Genomic DNA, 15,547 nt, shown 5'->3' on the forward strand with positions numbered 1-15,547 from the left:
GTCATGACCGAGTTGAAGAACAACGAGCGCGAACTGTACCTGTTCAAGGTGCGGCTGTCGCTGCTCGGCGCCCTCGTTTTCATCTGCTTCGCGCTGCTGCTGGCCCGCTTCGTCTGGCTGCAGGTGATCAAACACAGCGACTACGCCGCCCAGGCGGAAGACAACCGCATCGCCATCGTGCCGATCATGCCGAACCGCGGCCTGATCCTGGACCGCAACGGCGTGGTGCTGGCGCGGAACTACTCGGCCTATACGCTGGAGATCACGCCGTCCAAGCTGCGCATTCCGCTGGAGGAGATGATCGAACAGTTGTCCGGCCTCGTCGAGGTGACGCCGAAGGACCGCCGCCGCTTCAGGAAGCTGCTGGAGGAATCGAAGAATTTCGCCAGCGTGCCGCTGCGCACCCGCCTGACGGACGAGGAAGTGGCCCGCTTCACCGCCAACCGCTTCCGTTTCCCCGGCGTGGAAGTGCAGGCGCGCCTGTTCCGCAACTATCCGCTGGGCGAGACGGCGTCGCACGTGATCGGCTACATCGGCCGCATCAACCAGAACGAGGCCAAGGTGCTGGAAGCCTCCGAGGATGCCGCCAACTACAACGGTACCGACTACATCGGCAAGGAAGGCCTGGAGAAGAGCTACGAGCGCCGCCTGCACGGCGTCACCGGTTACGAGGAAGTGGAAGTGTCGGCCGGCGGGCGGGCGATCCGCACGCTGTCGCGCACGGCGCCCACGCCGGGCAGCAACCTGATCCTGTCGATCGACATCGAGCTGCAGAAGATCGCCGAGGAAGCGTTCGGCGAGTGGCGCGGCGCCCTGGTGGCGATCGAGCCGGAAACGGGCGACGTGCTGGCCTATGTGTCGCGGCCGGGCTACGACCCCAACCTGTTCGTCGACGGCATCGACGCGCAGAGCTGGAACGAACTGAATACCTCGCTGGACCGGCCGATGGTGAACCGGCCGCTGTCCGGCACCTACGCGCCAGGCTCCACCTTCAAGCCGTTCATGGCGCTGGCGGCGCTGGAGCTGGGCAAGCGCACGCCCAGCCAGGCCATCGCCGATCCGGGCTATATGTACCTCGGCAATCACAAGTTCCGCGACGATAAGGTGGGCGGCCACGGCACGGTGGACCTGCGCAAGTCGATCGTCGTCTCCTGCAACACCTACTACTACCAGCTGGGCAAGGACATGGGGATCGACACGATCCACGACTTTATGAAGCCGTTCGGCTTCGGCCAGAAGACGGGTATCGACCTGGAGAACGAGAAGACGGGCGTGCTGCCGTCGCAGGAGTGGAAGCGGGCGCGCTACAAGAAGAATCCGGCGGCCGGCCGCTGGGTCGGCGGCGACACGATTTCCGTCAGCAACGGCTCGGGCTACAACTCGTACACGCCGCTGCAGATCGCGCACGCGGTGGCCAACCTGGCCAACAACGGCATCGTCATGAAGCCGCACCTGGTCAAGATCATCGAGGATGGCGGTACCAAGGCGCGTACGCTGACGGTGCCGAAGGAAAGCTACCGCATCCCGCTGCAGCAGAAGAACATCGACATCATCAAGGACGCGATGGTGGGCGTGACCAGCGAGCCGGGCGGCACCGCCTACGGCGTCTTCAAGAACGTGGGCTACACGGTAGGCGGCAAGACCGGTACGGCGCAGGTGGTCGGCATCAAGGCCAACGAGAAGTACAACGCCGCCTCGCTGGCCGAGCGGCTGCGCGACAACTCCCTGTTCACCGCGTTCGCCCCGGCCGACAAGCCGAAGATCGTGCTGGCGATGGTCGTGGAGAACGCCGGCTTCGGCGCCGCCGTCGCCGCGCCGATCGCGCGCAAGGTGCTGGACTATTGGCTGCTGGGCAAACGCCCGACGGAAAAGGAAACCACGCCGGTGCCGAAGGAGGATGCGGAAGTGCTGGCGCCGGTGGAAGGCCCGGCCGCCGAGGAGGAAGCGGCGGCCGCGCTGGAGCGGCGTGCCGCGCAGCAGGGCGGTGCCGTCGGCGTGGCGGCCACCGCCGCACCCGTGCCGGCTGGCGTGACCAATCCGCGCACGCCGGCGGCGCCCGCGGCCAACGTGTCGCCCGGCCTGATCCCGGAGCGCCCCAAGACCCAGGCGGTGCCGGGAGTCCCCAAGTCAACGCAACCGAACGCGCCCGTGACGCCGCCGGCGCAGCAGCCGGCGCCGTCGGCTGTCCTGCCCGCGCGGCCGGCCGCGCGCGCGCCCGCGCAGCAGGCCGTGCAGGCGGCTGTACCGGCAGCGCCGCCGGTCCGGGCCGCCGTTCAGCAACCGGCGGCGCTGCCGCCGCGGAAGGAATAGACCCATGCGCATCAATGAACGACGCTCGCTGTGGCGCCGCGTGCGCCCCTACGTGACGGTGTTCGACCCGGCGCTGGTGACGGTGCTGATCGTGCTGCTGACCACCAGCCTGGTCACCTTGTACTCGGCCAGCATCGGCATCCCCGGCAAGATCGAGGACCACCTGCGCAATATCGCCATGTCGTTCTTCGTGATGTGGGTGGTGGCGAACCTGTCGCCGCAAAACATGATGCGCATCGCCGTGCCGGCCTATGCGGTCACACTGCTGTTGCTGCTGGCCGTGGCGCTGGTCGGCACCATCAAGCTGGGTGCGCGCCGCTGGCTGCACATCGGTGTGGTCGACATCCAGCCCTCCGAGTTCGCCAAGCTGGCCGTGCCGCTGATGCTGGCGTGGTTCTTCCAGCACCAGCAGGGCCACCTGCGCTGGCACACGTATGCGATCGGCGCGGTGCTGCTGCTCATTCCCGTGTTCCTGATCGCGCGCCAGCCCGACCTGGGCACGGCGCTGCTGGTGGTGGCCGCGGGCTTCTGCGTGATCTACCTGGCCGGCCTGCCGTGGAAGGCGATCCTCGGCCTTGTCGTGGCCGGTGTGGCCAGCATGCCCGTGGCCTGGTCGATGCTGCACGACTACCAGCGCGAGCGCGTCATGACCCTGATCGATCCGACCTCCGACCCGCTGGGCAAGGGCTTCCACATCCTGCAGTCGATCATCGCGATCGGCTCCGGCGGCATTACCGGCAAAGGCTGGACGCGCGGCACCCAGGCGCACCTGGAGTTCGTGCCGGAGCGGACCACCGACTTCATTTTCGCCGTCTACTCCGAGGAATTCGGGCTGGCCGGCAACCTGTTCCTGATGCTGCTTTATCTGCTGCTGATCGGGCGCGGCCTGATGATCACGGCCAACGCGCCCAATTTCTTTACCCGCCTGCTGGCGGGCGCCACTACGATGATCTTCTTTACCTATGCATTCGTTAACATGGGAATGGTGAGCGGTATCCTGCCTGTCGTGGGCGTACCGTTGCCGTTCATGAGCTATGGCGGCACGGCCGCGCTGACCCTGGGTGTGGCCTCCGGCATCCTGATGAGCATCCAGCGCAATCGCAAGCTGGTGCAGACATGACGGCGCGCGTCATGCGCCGTGCCGGCAGCTGCGCCTTGCTGGCGGTGTTGCTGGCGCTGGCCGGTTGCGGCAGCAATCCCATCATCGCCGCGCTGCCGGGGGCACCGAAAGTCAAGCCGCACAAGCGCGAGCCGGGCGTGCCGGACCTGCCGCCGGCCGGCTCCGGGCGCGGCGGTTACTACAAGGACGACGGCCCGGGCGACGACCCGCCGCCGAACCTGATGCAGACGCCGGACGCGGAAGTGCGCAACGATCCGCTGCTGCCGCGCTCGAACCGGCCGTACGTGGTGTTCGGCAAGACCTACACACCGATTCCGAACGACCAGCCGTTCACGCAGCGCGGCATGGGCACCTGGTACGGCAAGAAATTCCATGGCCAACGCACGTCGTCGGGCGAGCTGTACGACATGTACAAGATGTCGGCCGCGCATCCCACGTTGCCGATTCCGTCCTATGCGCGCGTAACGAACCTGAACACGGGGAAGTCCGTCGTCGTGCGCGTCAACGATCGCGGTCCGTTCCACTCCAGCCGCGTGATCGACGTGTCCTACACGGCCGCGCTGAAACTGGGCCTGCTGGGCAACGGCAGCAGCCAGCTGGAAGTGACGCGCATCATGCCGGACGAGATCGACCGCATGGTCGCCGCGCGCAAGGCCGGCACCTTGATCGCGGCCGTCGAGGGTCTGCCGGTGGCGCCACAGGGCGCCACGCCGGTACTGTCGGCGACGACCGGCCCGGACGACATCGAGAACTTCCTGCTGACGCGCAGCACCACGCCGGATCGCGCCGCGCCCGCGCCGGGCGGCTTCTACCTTCAGCTGGGCGCGTACGCGCGCGAGGAAAGCGCGGTAACGATGCGCGAACGGCTGGCCAGCGCCACGCGCGGCAGCGATTACGAGGTGGTGCAGGCCGGGACGTTGTACCGGCTGTACGGCGGCCCGTTCGGCAGCCGCGAGGAAGCGGCCAACGCCGCGGCGCGGCTGCCGCCGGCGCTGCGCTTGAAGCCTTTGATCGTGCAGCGGCAGGTCAACTGACCGTCAGCGTGTCAAGCTCAGGGTCTGTCCCCGCATGGGGACTGACCCTGGTTTTAATCGGTTCGCTCGTGCCGCCTTGGAAAACCGGGGTCAGTCCCGGAGGGACAGACCCCAAGCCTTCAAACGTCAGCGGTCACCTTACCTGCACCCCCGCACCTGCTGCTCCGGGAACTTCACGGCAATCCGCTCCAGCTTCACCCGAGTCGCCGCGCTGATGTCGCGGAACTGGAACAGCATCTGCTTGCTGGGCGAATAGCGCGGCGCCACGCGGGCCGCCGTCACGCCCTGCTTGACCAGCTTGGCCAGCTCCGTCTGCGCGGCCGTCTCCGCCTTGAACACGCCCAGCGAGATGCCGTTCTTCTGCTGGCCTTCCGGGATGATGTAGAAATCGGCGACGCCTTTCGCGCGCAGCTCGGCGGCGCGCTTTTCCGCCACGTCGCGCGTCGGCGCGGGCGGGATCATCACCATGTAGCTGGACACTTCCTGGCCCTGCACGTTGCGGCGCGCCTGGCGCTCGCCCAGTTCCAGCGGCGCCAGCTGCGCTTCGAAGCGGCGCGCTTCGGCCAGCGTGAAGTTGCCCACTTCCAGGCAGGCGACGACCGGTTTCTCTTCCTGCGCCAGGGCGGGCGTGGGTGCTGCCTCGGGCGCGGGCGCGACGGCGGCGCCGGCCGCGTTGGCCTTGGCGGCCGAGATCAGTTTCAACTGCTGCGCGTTCAGCTGCTTCTGCAGCCGCGCCGGCTCATGCTCCTCGCCCTGGAAGCTGCCCAGCACGCCCTGGCCATAGGCGAACAGCGCGGCATTGGCGAGCAGCAGCACGGCAAAACAGAACTTCAGCACACGTCACCCTCCGCCCGCACGATGGCGTGCAGGCCTTTCATCACGATATTGTCCACGTGGCGCAGCACCAGCCCCGGTGCCAGCGTCAGCATCGGCGCGATATACGATGCCGCGCCGCCCGACAGGATGCATTCTACGGCGCCGTGCTGGACGGAGGCGCGCTCGATGGCGCCGGCCTGCGCCGACAGGCAGCCGGCCAGGATCGCGTCGTCCGTGTTGTCCGCGAACGGGGAGGGCAGCAGGGTGCCCGGCTGGATCTGCGGCAGCTGCGCCGTGTTGCGGGCCAGCGAGCTGGCCATCAGGCCCAGGCCCGGCAGGATCATGCCGCCGATGAAGCGGCCAGAGGCATCGATGGCATCCACCGTGGTCGCCGTGCCGCAGTTGGCCACGATAATCGGACGATCGGGTGCCAGCGCGCGCGCGCCGATGGCGGCGGCAAAGCGGTCGCAGCCCAGCTGCGCGGGATTGCGGTAGCCGTTCACCAGGCCCGCACGCTGTGCGCAAGACGCGAACCATTCGACGCTCGCCCCCGGCGCGACGGCAGCCAGCATCTGCTCCAGCCGCGTGCGCACGGCGGCACCCGCGACGTTGGCGGCGAGCACCCGCGCCGGTGGCGCCGCCGCGAAGGCCGCGCTCCACTGCACGGCGAGGTCGGACGCTTCGGCGTGCAGCGCGGCGCCCTGGGCCAGCCAGGCGTCGCTGGCGCGGTCCGCCAGTGCCCACTTGATGCGGGTATTACCCGCGTCGATCAGCAGCCACGCGTTTTTGTTGGCGTTCACGACGCAAGCCTCAGCGAGACGTCGCCCGACAGCACCGCGACGCGGCCGGCAGGGGTATCCAGCAGCAGCCGGCCCGCATCGTCCACGCCCGCCGCGCGGCCCTGCTGGATGACGGTGCCGTTGTCGAGGATGTTGACGGCCGCGCCGCGCCAGCCCTGCAAGGCATTCCAGCGCTCCGTGAACGGGGGGAACCCGGTGTCGTCGAATTCGGCCAGCACGGCCGCCAGGCGGCTCAGCAAGGTGGCCACCAGCGTGTTGCGGTCCATCTGCGCCAGCCATGGGGCCGACGCGACGGCGCGGCCGACGGCGGCTTCCAGCTCGTCGGGCGGCGCCAGGTTCATGCCGCAGCCGATGACGGCCCAGATGGCGCCGTCCGGCGCGGCCTGCGTCTCGACCAGGATGCCGGCCAGCTTGGCGCCGTCCTTCATCACGTCGTTCGGCCACTTCAGCTGCACCGGCACGTTCAGGCCGGCCAGCGTTTCCGCCAGCGCCACGCCGACGGCCAGCGGCAGGCCGGCCAGGCGGTGCAGCGGCCCCCGGAAGCGCCACGCCAGCGAAAACGTCAGCGACGCGCCGGGGGCGGACAGCCAGCTGCGCCCGGCCCGGCCGCGCCCGGCGGTCTGGCGCTCGGCGATGCGCAGCACCGGGCCGCTCATGGCCGTGCCGGCGTCAGCGCCCGACGGCAGGCGGGCCAGCAGGTCGGCGTTGGTCGATCCCGTCTCGGGCACGACTTCGATGGCGATATGGGAAGCGCTGGCGGCGCAGCCGGCGTGGATGGCCGCTGCGTCGAGCATGGAAGTTTTCTGGTTCATGAGTGCGAGGCCTTGCGCGGCTTGTGCGGCGCGCGCGCAAAGGCCAGATCATACAGGGCATTGGGCAGCAGCCGCAGCAGCTTGGCAACGATGCCCATCTGCCAGGGAATCACGCGGTAGTTGACGCCGGCGTCGATGGCGCGCACCGCGCGCGCGGCGAAAACATCGGGCGCCAGCAGGAACGGCATCGGATACGGGTTATGGCGCGTCATCGGCGTATCGATGTAACCGGGTGCGATCGTCACCACGTCGATGCCACTGCCGCGCAGCTCCACGCGCAGCGATTCGCAGTAAGTCATCACGGCGGCTTTCGAAGCGCTGTAGGCGCCGGCGCCGGGCAGGCCGCGGATACCCGCCACACTGCCGATGCCGACCAGGCGGCCGCCGCGCTGGGCACGCATCGCGGCAATGAAGGGGCCGAAGGTGGCCACGGTGGCGGTGACGTTGGTGGCGATGATGTCGCTGAACACCGGCAGGTCCTCGGCCCGCTCGGTCAGCGTGCCGTGCGAGATGCCGGCATTGGCGATGACGATATCGATGCCGCCGGCGTGGGTCAGGAAGTCGGTGGCGGCCGCCTGCAAGGCGGCATGGTCGCGCACGTCGACGGTGTAGGTGCGGTGCAGGTGGGGATTGGGCAGGGCGGAGAGCAGGGCGTGCAGCGCGTCGGTCCTGCGTCCCAGCAGGCCGACGGTGGCGCCAGCGCGCGCGTACTGCATCGCCAGCGCGGCGCCGATGCCGCTGGAAGCGCCGGTAATGAAGACGCGCTGCACGGCGGGGGAACTACTTCTTCTCGGCTTTCGCCTTGGCGACCAGGGCGTCCAGCACCTGCAGCGTGGCCGCTTGCTGTTTCGCTTCCGTGTCCAGTTCCTTGTTGGCCTGGCCCGTCAGGCTGGGCGAGACCTGCCAACGGCCATCGACGACCAGCAGCGGCCAGTACTCGACCTTGTAGCTCTCCATCATGGCGCCGGCGCGGCGGATCTTGCCGGCCACGCCGAACGAACGATACGTGTCGCTGAATTTGGCGCGGTCGATGCCGTTCTTCGCCACCCAGTCGAATACCGCCTCGTCGCGGGTGAAGTCCTGGCGGTCCTCATGCAGGGCCTTCAGCACCTTCGGCTGGAACTGATCGGCCAGGCCCATCGACTCCAGCGTGTAGTACAGCTTCTGCTGCGGCGCCATCCGTTCGTTGTACGGCACGTGCACGCGTTTGAAGACGATGTTGTCGCCCTGTTTCTTCACCCAGGCGGACAGCGACGGATCGAAGGTATTGCAGTGCGGGCACCAGTAAGCGAAGAACTCGATCACCTCGACCTTCTTGCCGCTGTCGGTCGGCTGCGGCGTCGGCAGCACCTGGTAGTCGGCGCCTTCCTTCGGTGCCGTGGGGGAGGCCGCGGCACCGAGGGCCACCAGCGACAAGGTCAGGACGGACAGGATCTTCTTCAGCATATGCATCGTTCTCCAGGCAGGGGGGTTATTTCTGGTTGCGTACCACGGCGACGTCGACGCCGTTCTCGGAAAGCTTGCCGCGCACCTTGTTCATCGCTTCCACCTGCGTGAACGGGCCCACGCGCACGCGGTGCAGCACGCCCGAATCGGTGGTGCGGTCGGTCACGCTGGCCTCGAAGCCCAGCAGCGCCAGCTTGGCGCGCACGGCTTCGGCGTCCGCCGTCTCGCGGTAGGCGCCGGCCTGCAGGTAGTACACCCACTTGTCGTCGCCCGGTGCGGATGGCGCCGGGGCGCCCGACTGCGACGGCGGCGCGGCCGTGTTGACGGGCGCCGGCGCCTTGGTCTCGCTGGGCTGGGCCTGGATCTTGTCCACCACGGCCTGCAGCGGATCGGGCTGCGGCGCGGCCGGTGCCGGGGCAGGTGCCGGGGCGGCCGGATGCGCCTCCTTCTCGAAGTCGCGGTTGGCGTTGCGGGTGGCGTCGCGGTTGCCGTACATCGGCTTGTTCGGGTCCGAGATCTGGCCCGTGGCCTCGGCCGGCTTGGCGCGGGCGGGCTTTTCCGTGAACGGCGATTGGCCCTTGGTGATCATCAGGGCCACGACGACAGCGATCGCCAGGCCGATGACGAGACCGATGATGATGCCGACCAGCGTGCTGCCTTGCTGGCGCGCGTGCGAAACGGAACTTGAGCGATGGGTCATGAGTCTTACATCTGGTTGGGAGCGGAAACACCGATCAGGGCCAGGCCGTTGCGCAGCACCTGGCGGGTGGCGACGACCAGCGCCAGGCGGGCCAGCTTGACGGCTTCGTCGTCCACCAGCACGCGCTCGGCGAAGTAGAAGCTGTGCAGCGCGGCGGCCAGGTCGCGCAGGTAGAAGGCCACCTGGTGCGGGCCCAGCTCGGCCTGCGCGCGCGCCAGCACTTCCGGGTACTGGGCCAGCGTGGCCAGCAGCGTCTTCTCGCTTGGCGCCTGCAGCGGCGCCAGGTCGACGCCGGCCAGCGTGGCTTCGTCGCCGCCCCACTGTTCCAGCATGCGGCAGATGCGCGCGTGCGCATACTGCACGTAGTAGACCGGGTTTTCGTCCGAGGTCTTCAGCGCCACGTCCACGTCGAACACGAACTCGGTATCGGCCTTGCGCGAGATCAGGAAGAAGCGCACGGCATCGCGGCCCTTGGTGATGTCGCCGCCGCCGGACCATTCGATCAGGTCGCGCACGGTCACGTAGGAGCCGGCGCGCTTGGAGATCTTGACCTCGGCGCCGTCCTTCATGACGGTGACCATCTTGTGCAGCACGTAGTCCGGATAGCCCTGCGGGATGCCCATGTTGACCGCCTGCAGGCCGGCGCGCACGCGGGCGATGGTGCCGTGGTGGTCCGAGCCCTGCACGTTGATGGCCTGGGTGAAGCCGCGCTGGAACTTGACGATGTGGTAGGCCACGTCCGGCACGAAGTACGTGTAGGTACCGTCCTTCTTGCGCATCACGCGGTCCTTGTCGTCGCCGTAGTCGGTCGTGCGCAGCCACAGGGCGTCGCCTTCCTCGTAGGTATGGCCGTTGGCGACCAGCGCCGCAACAGCCGCTTCGACCTTGCCGTCCTTGTACAGCGACGATTCCAGGTAGTAGTTGTCGAACTTGACGCCGAACGCGCGCAGGTCGATGTCCTGCTCGTTGCGCAGGTAGGCCACGGCGAACGCACGGATCGATTCGAAGTCCTCGACGTCGCCGGAAGCCGTGGCGGGCACGCCGTCGCTGGCGGCCACGGTCTTCTTGGCCAGGAAGTCGTCCGCGATGTCCTGGATATAGTCGCCGTTATAGGCCGATTCCGGCCATGCGGCGTCGCCCGGCTTGATGCCGCGCGCGCGCGCCTGCACCGAGGTGGCCAGCGTGTGGATCTGTACGCCGGCGTCGTTGTAGTAGAACTCGCGCGTGACGTCGAAGCCCTGCGCCTCGAACAACGCGGACAGCGCGTCGCCCAGCGCGGCCTGGCGGCCGTGGCCCACGTGCAGCGGGCCGGTCGGGTTGGCGGAGACGAATTCGATGATCACGTGCTGGCCCGTGCCCGCGTCGCTGCGGCCGAACGCCTCGCGCTGCGCCAGGATGGTGGACACGACGGCCTGCTTGGCCGCATCGGTCACGCGCAGGTTGATGAAGCCGGGGCCGGCGATCTCGGCCGATGCGATCACGTCCTTGCCGGCCGGGTTTTCCAGCAGCGCGGCGACAAGCTTCTGCGCCAGTTCGCGCGGGTTGGTTTTCAGCTGCTTGGCCAGCTGCATGGCGATATTGCAGGCGACGTCGCCGTGGGCGGCATCGCGCGGACGCTCCAGCACCACGTTGGGGGAGAGATCCGATCCGGCCAGGATCGGGGCGAGGGCGGCCTGGAACAGGTCGACGATCTGTTGTTTTTGTTGGGCGAGCATGAGCGTATGGGCGGCGGGGCCGCGCAATTGAAAGACTTTAAAGACCGGACATTATAGAACGGACAATTTAGACGCGGACATTTTAGACGCGGACATTTTAGCTCGGACATTATACAAGCTGGACGCCGCTGCCGGCCCCGCCCGGCCGGTGCGGGCAGGGTGGCCGCACGCTGATACAATCCCGCCTTTATTACCGCATCACGAAAGAATCACATGAACAAGCGTCCGACGCTGTCCCTGAAGGCAAAGCCGGCCCCGGCCAAGAAGGCAGGCCCAGCGCGCCCCGCAGCCAGGCCGGCCCCACAGCCAAAGGCGGCGCCAGCCCAGCCGCCGCGCAGCCCGGCCCCAGCCGCTGCCACGGCCACACCCTGGAACAAGGACGCCATCCGCCAGCACGCGCCGCGCCCCGGCAAGCCGGCCACGCCGCCGGCCCCGCCGATGGGCACAGCGCCGGCGCCGGACCCGTCGGGCCTGCGCGCCAGTCACCACCGCGACCTGAAGCCGGCCCTGCAGACGGGCTACAAGGCCGAGCTGAAGCCCGATTCGCTGGCGTTCGCGCTGCTGGGCGCCGCCACCGCCGTGGTCCAGGTGCGCAGCGGCACCGCGTTGCCGCAGGCGCTGACGGGTGTGTTCGGCGCCCAGGAAGCCACGGCGCAGGGCCGCGGCGCGATCCAGGACATCGCCTACCGCGCCATGCGCCAGCTCGGCCGCAGCGACGCGCTGGTGGCCGCGATGGCGCCCAAGGCGCCGGACCCGCTGGTGGCGGCACTGCTGGCCTGCGCGCTGCCGCTGATGCAGGCCGATGCCGCCGGCGTCACGCCGTACGAAGCGTTCACCGTCGTCGACCAGGCCGTCACGGCCGCCGGGTCGCACCCGGACACGGTACGCGCCAAGGGCATGGTCAACGCGCTGCTGCGCCGCTTCCTGCGCGAGCGCGAGACGCTGCTGGCCGAGGTGGAGTCGCAACCGGTGGCACGTTACAACTACCCGCAGTGGTGGATCGATGCGGCCATCACGGCCTATCCGCAGGCGTGGCAGCGCATCCTGGCGGCCGGCGACGCGGCGCCGCCGCTGACCCTGCGCGTCAACGCGCGCAAGGGCAGCGTCGAGGACTACCTGGCCCTGCTGGCCGAGGCCGGCATCGGCGCGCGCCAGGTCGGACCAATCGCGGTGCGGCTGGACAAGCCGGTCGGCGTGCACGCGATCCCCGGCTTCGACACCGGCCTGGTCTCGGTGCAGGATGCCGGCGCCCAGCTGGCCGCGCCGCTGCTGGACCTGCAGGACGGCATGCGCGTGCTGGACGCCTGCGCGGCGCCCGGCGGCAAGACCTGCCACATGCTGGAACTGGCCGATGTGCACGTCACGGCCCTCGACGCCGACCCGCGCCGCCTGGCGCGCGTGGGCGAAAACCTGGAGCGCCTGGGCTTGCAAGCGACCCTGCTGGCGGCCGAGGCGCAAACGCGTGGCTGGTGGGACGGCGCAGGCTTCGACCGCATTCTGGCCGACGTGCCGTGCACGGCCTCCGGCATCGTGCGGCGCCACCCCGATATCCGCTGGCTGCGCCGCAAGGGCGACACGCTCCAACTTGCAACACTTTCGGCCGAAATTCTCGACAATCTTTGGCAGATGCTGCGGCCCAATGGTAAATTGCTGTTCGTGACATGTTCGTTGTGGCCGCAGGAATCCGAGGCGCAGGCGGCCGCTTTCGCGGTGCGCAATCGCGCCACGCGACTCGATGCGCCCGGTCAGCTGCTGCCCGTGGGCGCGGCCGAACAGGATCACGATGGTTTGTTTTACGCGCTGTTCCAGAAAGATGCGTAAGAAAATCAGCCAGTTTCCGCCTGTTTGGCTCGACAACCACCGCAACCACCGATCGATAGCGCGCACGTGACCTTACGATTCGTCCGACTCCTGGCCTGCCAGCTGCTGCTGATGCTGGCCTGCGCGCTGCCGCAGGCGGCCCGGGCCGCCGAGGAGACCGTGGAGATCACCCGTGCGTACATCGAGGCGGCCGAGGAGGGCTACCGCCTGTCCGCCGCCTACTCGTTCGACCTCAGTCACGGCCTGGAAGACGCCCTGCAGTACGGCGTGCAGCTGTACTTCACCACCGAAGTCTCGTTCACCCGGCCGCGCTGGTACTGGTTCGACGAGAAGGCCGTCACCAACAAGCGCACCCACCGCATCTGGTACGACGTGCTGACGCGCCAGTACCATGTGACGATCATCGGCAGCGTCTCGCAGAACTTCGAATCGCTCGAGGATGCGCTGTTCTTCATCCGCCGGCCCACCCGCTGGGTCGTGGCGCCGCGCGGCGCGCTGAAGGTGGGCGAGGTCTACAACGTCACCGTCAGCATGGGCATGGACCGCAACTACCTGCCCAAGCCGATCCAGGTCAGCGCCTTCAACAACCGCGAGTGGACCCTGGCGTCCCAGAAGAAAACCTTCCAGTACAGGGCCGAGTAAGTGACCCAGGCACTGCGGTATCTGTTCGTCGTCGCGGGAGCGATCTGCAGCATCCTGCTGTTCCTGCTGGCGTCGGCCTCCGACAATTCCGGCTTCTTCGACCGTTACTATTCCTGGCTGCTGGCGATGAACGCCACGGTGGCCTTCGCGCTGCTGGCCCTCGTGGCCGTCTCGCTGTTCCGGCTGTATTCACGCTACAAGAGCGGCAAGTTCGGCTCGAGGCTGATGACACGGCTCGTCATGCTGTTCGCCGCCATCGGGGTCCTGCCGGGGCTCGTCATCTTCCTCGTCTCCGTGCAGTTCGTCTCGCACTCGATCGAGTCGTGGTTCAACGTGCGCGTGGAGGAGGCGCTGGAGGCCGGCCTGGACCTGGGCCGCTCGGCGCTGGATGCCTCGCTGACGGAGCTGCGCGCGGAGGCGGACAAGACGGCCGACGAGCTGTCGCGCCTGCCGTTCTACGCGGCGCCTTCCGCACTGGCCCGCTTCGTCAAGAACCATCCGCGCACGCAGAGCGCCATCATCGTCGATGCCGACGGCGGCCTGATCGTCTCCGCGATGGGCGAGCGCCGCGTCAACCTGTCGGCCGACCTGCCGACGACCGCGATGATGGCCAAGGCGCAGGCCGACCCGCCCTATGCGGTGGCTGAAGGCGGCAGCGAGCTGCGCGACGACAGCGCGGCCGCCCCGCCGGCCCAGCCCGACCCGAACAACGTACTGCGCCTGCGTGTGCTGCTGCCGATCCCGGGCTCGGTGCAGGCCTCGGGCGTGCACCTGGCGCCGCGCTACCTGCAGATCATCCAGGCCGCGGCGCCGCGCCTGGCCAGCGACGGCGACATGCTGCGCAGCGCCTACAGCGAGTACAAGGAACGCTTCGTGGCCCGCGTCGGCCTGCGCCGCATGTACATCGAGACGCTGACGCTGACGTTGCTGCTGGCCGTGTTCGGCGCCATCGCGGCCGCCTTCCTGATCGCCAACGACCTGGCGCAGCCGCTGCTGCTGCTGGCCGAGGGCACGCGCGCGGTGGCCGAGGGTGACCTGTCGCCGCGGCCGATCGTCGCCAGTTCCGACGAACTGGGCACGCTGACGCAAAGCTTCAACACGATGACGCGCCAGCTGTCCGAGGCGCGCACCGCGGTCGAGCGCAACCGCATCGCGCTGCAGAATGCCAAGGCCCACCTGGAGTCCGTGCTGGCCAATATGTCGGCCGGCGTGATGGTGCTCGATGCCGAGTTCCGCCTCCTCACCTGCAACGATTCGGCCGAGCGCATCCTGCAGAAGGCCGGCGCGGCGCTGATCGGCAAGCCGCTGGCGGAAGTGGAGGGCATGCAGGAATTCGCCGCCGCCGTCACGGCCGCGTTCTCGGCGCAGAGCGCGCAGTCGGCGGCCGGGCGCAACGTGCAGCGCCTGCACTGGCAGCGCCAGATCGAGATCTCGCGCCCCGGTGGCGGGCCGGACGAGAACGCGCTGATCCTGCTGACGCGCGGCTCGCGCCTGCCGCAGGAAGGCGGCGGCGGCTACATCGTCGTATTCGACGACATCACCGACGTCATCTCCGCCCAGCGCTCGATCGCCTGGGGCGAGGTGGCGCGCCGGCTGGCGCACGAGATCAAGAACCCGCTGACGCCGATTCAGCTGTCGGCCGAGCGCCTGCAGATGAAGCTGGAAGACAAGCTGGAAGCGCGCGACGTGGAGCTGCTCAACAAGAGCACCAGCACGATCGTTAACCAGGTCAGCGCGATGAAGCGCATGGTCGACGATTTCCGCGACTACGCGCGCACCCCGCCGGCCCAGTTGCAGCCGCTCGACCTGAACGCGCTGGTCGAGGAGATCCTGCACCTGTATGTGGGCGACGAGGGCAACGACATCATTCACGCCCAGCTGGCGCCGTTCCTGCCGATGGTGATGGGCGACGAGACCCAGATGCGCCAGGTGATCCACAACCTGCTGCAGAACGCCCAGGACGCGCTGGCCGACCAGGTCGCGCCCACGCGCGCGCCGCGCATCGACGTGGTCACGGAAGCGATTCACTACCAGAGCGCCGACGGCGGCACGCGCATCGCCGTGCGCCTGTCGATCTCGGACAACGGCCCCGGCTTCGCGCCCAAGATCCTGGCGCGCGCGTTCGAGCCGTACGTCACGTCGAAGGCGCGCGGCACAGGGCTGGGACTGGCGATGGTGAAGAAAATCATCGACGAGCATGGGGGCCGGATCGATATCCAGAACCATGCCGATGGAAGTGGCGCTTCGGTGCTGATTTTACTGTTAAAGTTGGCACCAGTGCAGTTGGCATAATATTCGGAACACTAATAAAATCATCGTCACGCTCGGCCA

At 68.4% G+C, this 15,547-nt stretch carries 13 protein-coding genes; 6 read left to right on the top strand and 7 right to left on the bottom strand.

The features are described from left to right. The first annotated feature begins 3 nt into the window (after nt 1-3). Genes mrdA through E7V67_003215 form a run of 3 tightly spaced genes read left to right on the top strand, consistent with a single transcriptional unit; the run spans nt 4 to nt 4,464 of the window. Complete coding sequence (mrdA, locus tag E7V67_003205; protein ID WUR14124.1) at nt 4-2,310, top strand: penicillin-binding protein 2; 2,307 nt, start codon at nt 4-6, stop codon at nt 2,308-2,310. A gap of 4 nt (nt 2,311-2,314) precedes the next feature. Further along, on the top strand, nt 2,315-3,430 hold the full coding sequence (gene rodA / locus E7V67_003210) for a rod shape-determining protein RodA (GenBank protein ID WUR14125.1): 1,116 nt from the start codon (nt 2,315-2,317) through the stop codon (nt 3,428-3,430). Next, nucleotides 3,427-4,464: a septal ring lytic transglycosylase RlpA family protein gene (locus E7V67_003215; protein WUR14126.1), complete on the top strand. Its 1,038-nt coding sequence runs from the start codon at nt 3,427-3,429 to the stop codon at nt 4,462-4,464. The genes rodA and E7V67_003215 overlap by 4 nt, the downstream gene beginning before the upstream one ends. A gap of 138 nt (nt 4,465-4,602) precedes the next feature. Here the strand turns inward: E7V67_003215 and E7V67_003220 are convergent, their stop codons facing one another. The 7 genes from E7V67_003220 to argS are packed head-to-tail and all read right to left on the bottom strand — an operon-like array spanning nt 4,603 to nt 10,753. Further along, entirely contained in the window at nt 4,603-5,301 is a 699-nt protein-coding gene (locus E7V67_003220; GenBank protein ID WUR14127.1) for an SPOR domain-containing protein, read from the bottom strand. Further along, nucleotides 5,295-6,080: a type III pantothenate kinase gene (locus tag E7V67_003225; protein WUR14128.1), complete on the bottom strand. Its 786-nt coding sequence runs from the start codon at nt 6,078-6,080 to the stop codon at nt 5,295-5,297. The genes E7V67_003220 and E7V67_003225 overlap by 7 nt, the downstream gene beginning before the upstream one ends. Then, a complete protein-coding gene (locus E7V67_003230; GenBank protein WUR14129.1) occupies nt 6,077-6,874 on the bottom strand; it encodes a biotin--[acetyl-CoA-carboxylase] ligase in 798 nt (265 codons plus the stop codon). The genes E7V67_003225 and E7V67_003230 overlap by 4 nt, the downstream gene beginning before the upstream one ends. A gap of 14 nt (nt 6,875-6,888) precedes the next feature. Beyond that, a complete protein-coding gene (locus tag E7V67_003235; GenBank protein ID WUR14130.1) occupies nt 6,889-7,662 on the bottom strand; it encodes an SDR family oxidoreductase in 774 nt (257 codons plus the stop codon). A gap of 10 nt (nt 7,663-7,672) precedes the next feature. After that, nucleotides 7,673-8,338 (bottom strand): thiol:disulfide interchange protein DsbA/DsbL, encoded by a 666-nt coding sequence (locus tag E7V67_003240; GenBank protein WUR14131.1) that lies wholly within the window; start codon nt 8,336-8,338, stop codon nt 7,673-7,675. Nucleotides 8,339-8,363: 25 nt separating this feature from the next. Then, the gene (locus tag E7V67_003245) at nt 8,364-9,038 is read right to left on the bottom strand and encodes an SPOR domain-containing protein (protein ID WUR14132.1); all 675 of its coding nucleotides are present in this window, start codon (nt 9,036-9,038) and stop codon (nt 8,364-8,366) included. Between the two features lie 5 nt (nt 9,039-9,043). Then, entirely contained in the window at nt 9,044-10,753 is a 1,710-nt protein-coding gene (argS, locus tag E7V67_003250) for an arginine--tRNA ligase (GenBank protein ID WUR14133.1), read from the bottom strand. Nucleotides 10,754-11,191: 438 nt separating this feature from the next. Here argS and rsmB point away from each other — a divergent pair, with 438 nt between their 5' ends. The 3 genes from rsmB (at nt 11,192) to E7V67_003265 (ending at nt 15,508) form a co-directional block, all read left to right on the top strand. Continuing rightward, a complete protein-coding gene (gene rsmB, locus E7V67_003255) occupies nt 11,192-12,574 on the top strand; it encodes a 16S rRNA (cytosine(967)-C(5))-methyltransferase RsmB (GenBank protein ID WUR16221.1) in 1,383 nt (460 codons plus the stop codon). Nucleotides 12,575-12,640: 66 nt separating this feature from the next. Further along, a complete protein-coding gene (locus E7V67_003260; protein WUR14134.1) occupies nt 12,641-13,216 on the top strand; it encodes a DUF4390 domain-containing protein in 576 nt (191 codons plus the stop codon). After that, nucleotides 13,217-15,508: an ATP-binding protein gene (locus E7V67_003265; GenBank protein ID WUR14135.1), complete on the top strand. Its 2,292-nt coding sequence runs from the start codon at nt 13,217-13,219 to the stop codon at nt 15,506-15,508. It begins immediately after the preceding gene. Nucleotides 15,509-15,547 lie beyond the last annotated feature (39 nt).

It is taken from the genome of [Empedobacter] haloabium, assembly GCA_008011715.2.
Lineage (GTDB): Bacteria > Pseudomonadota > Gammaproteobacteria > Burkholderiales > Burkholderiaceae_D > Rugamonas > Rugamonas haloabia.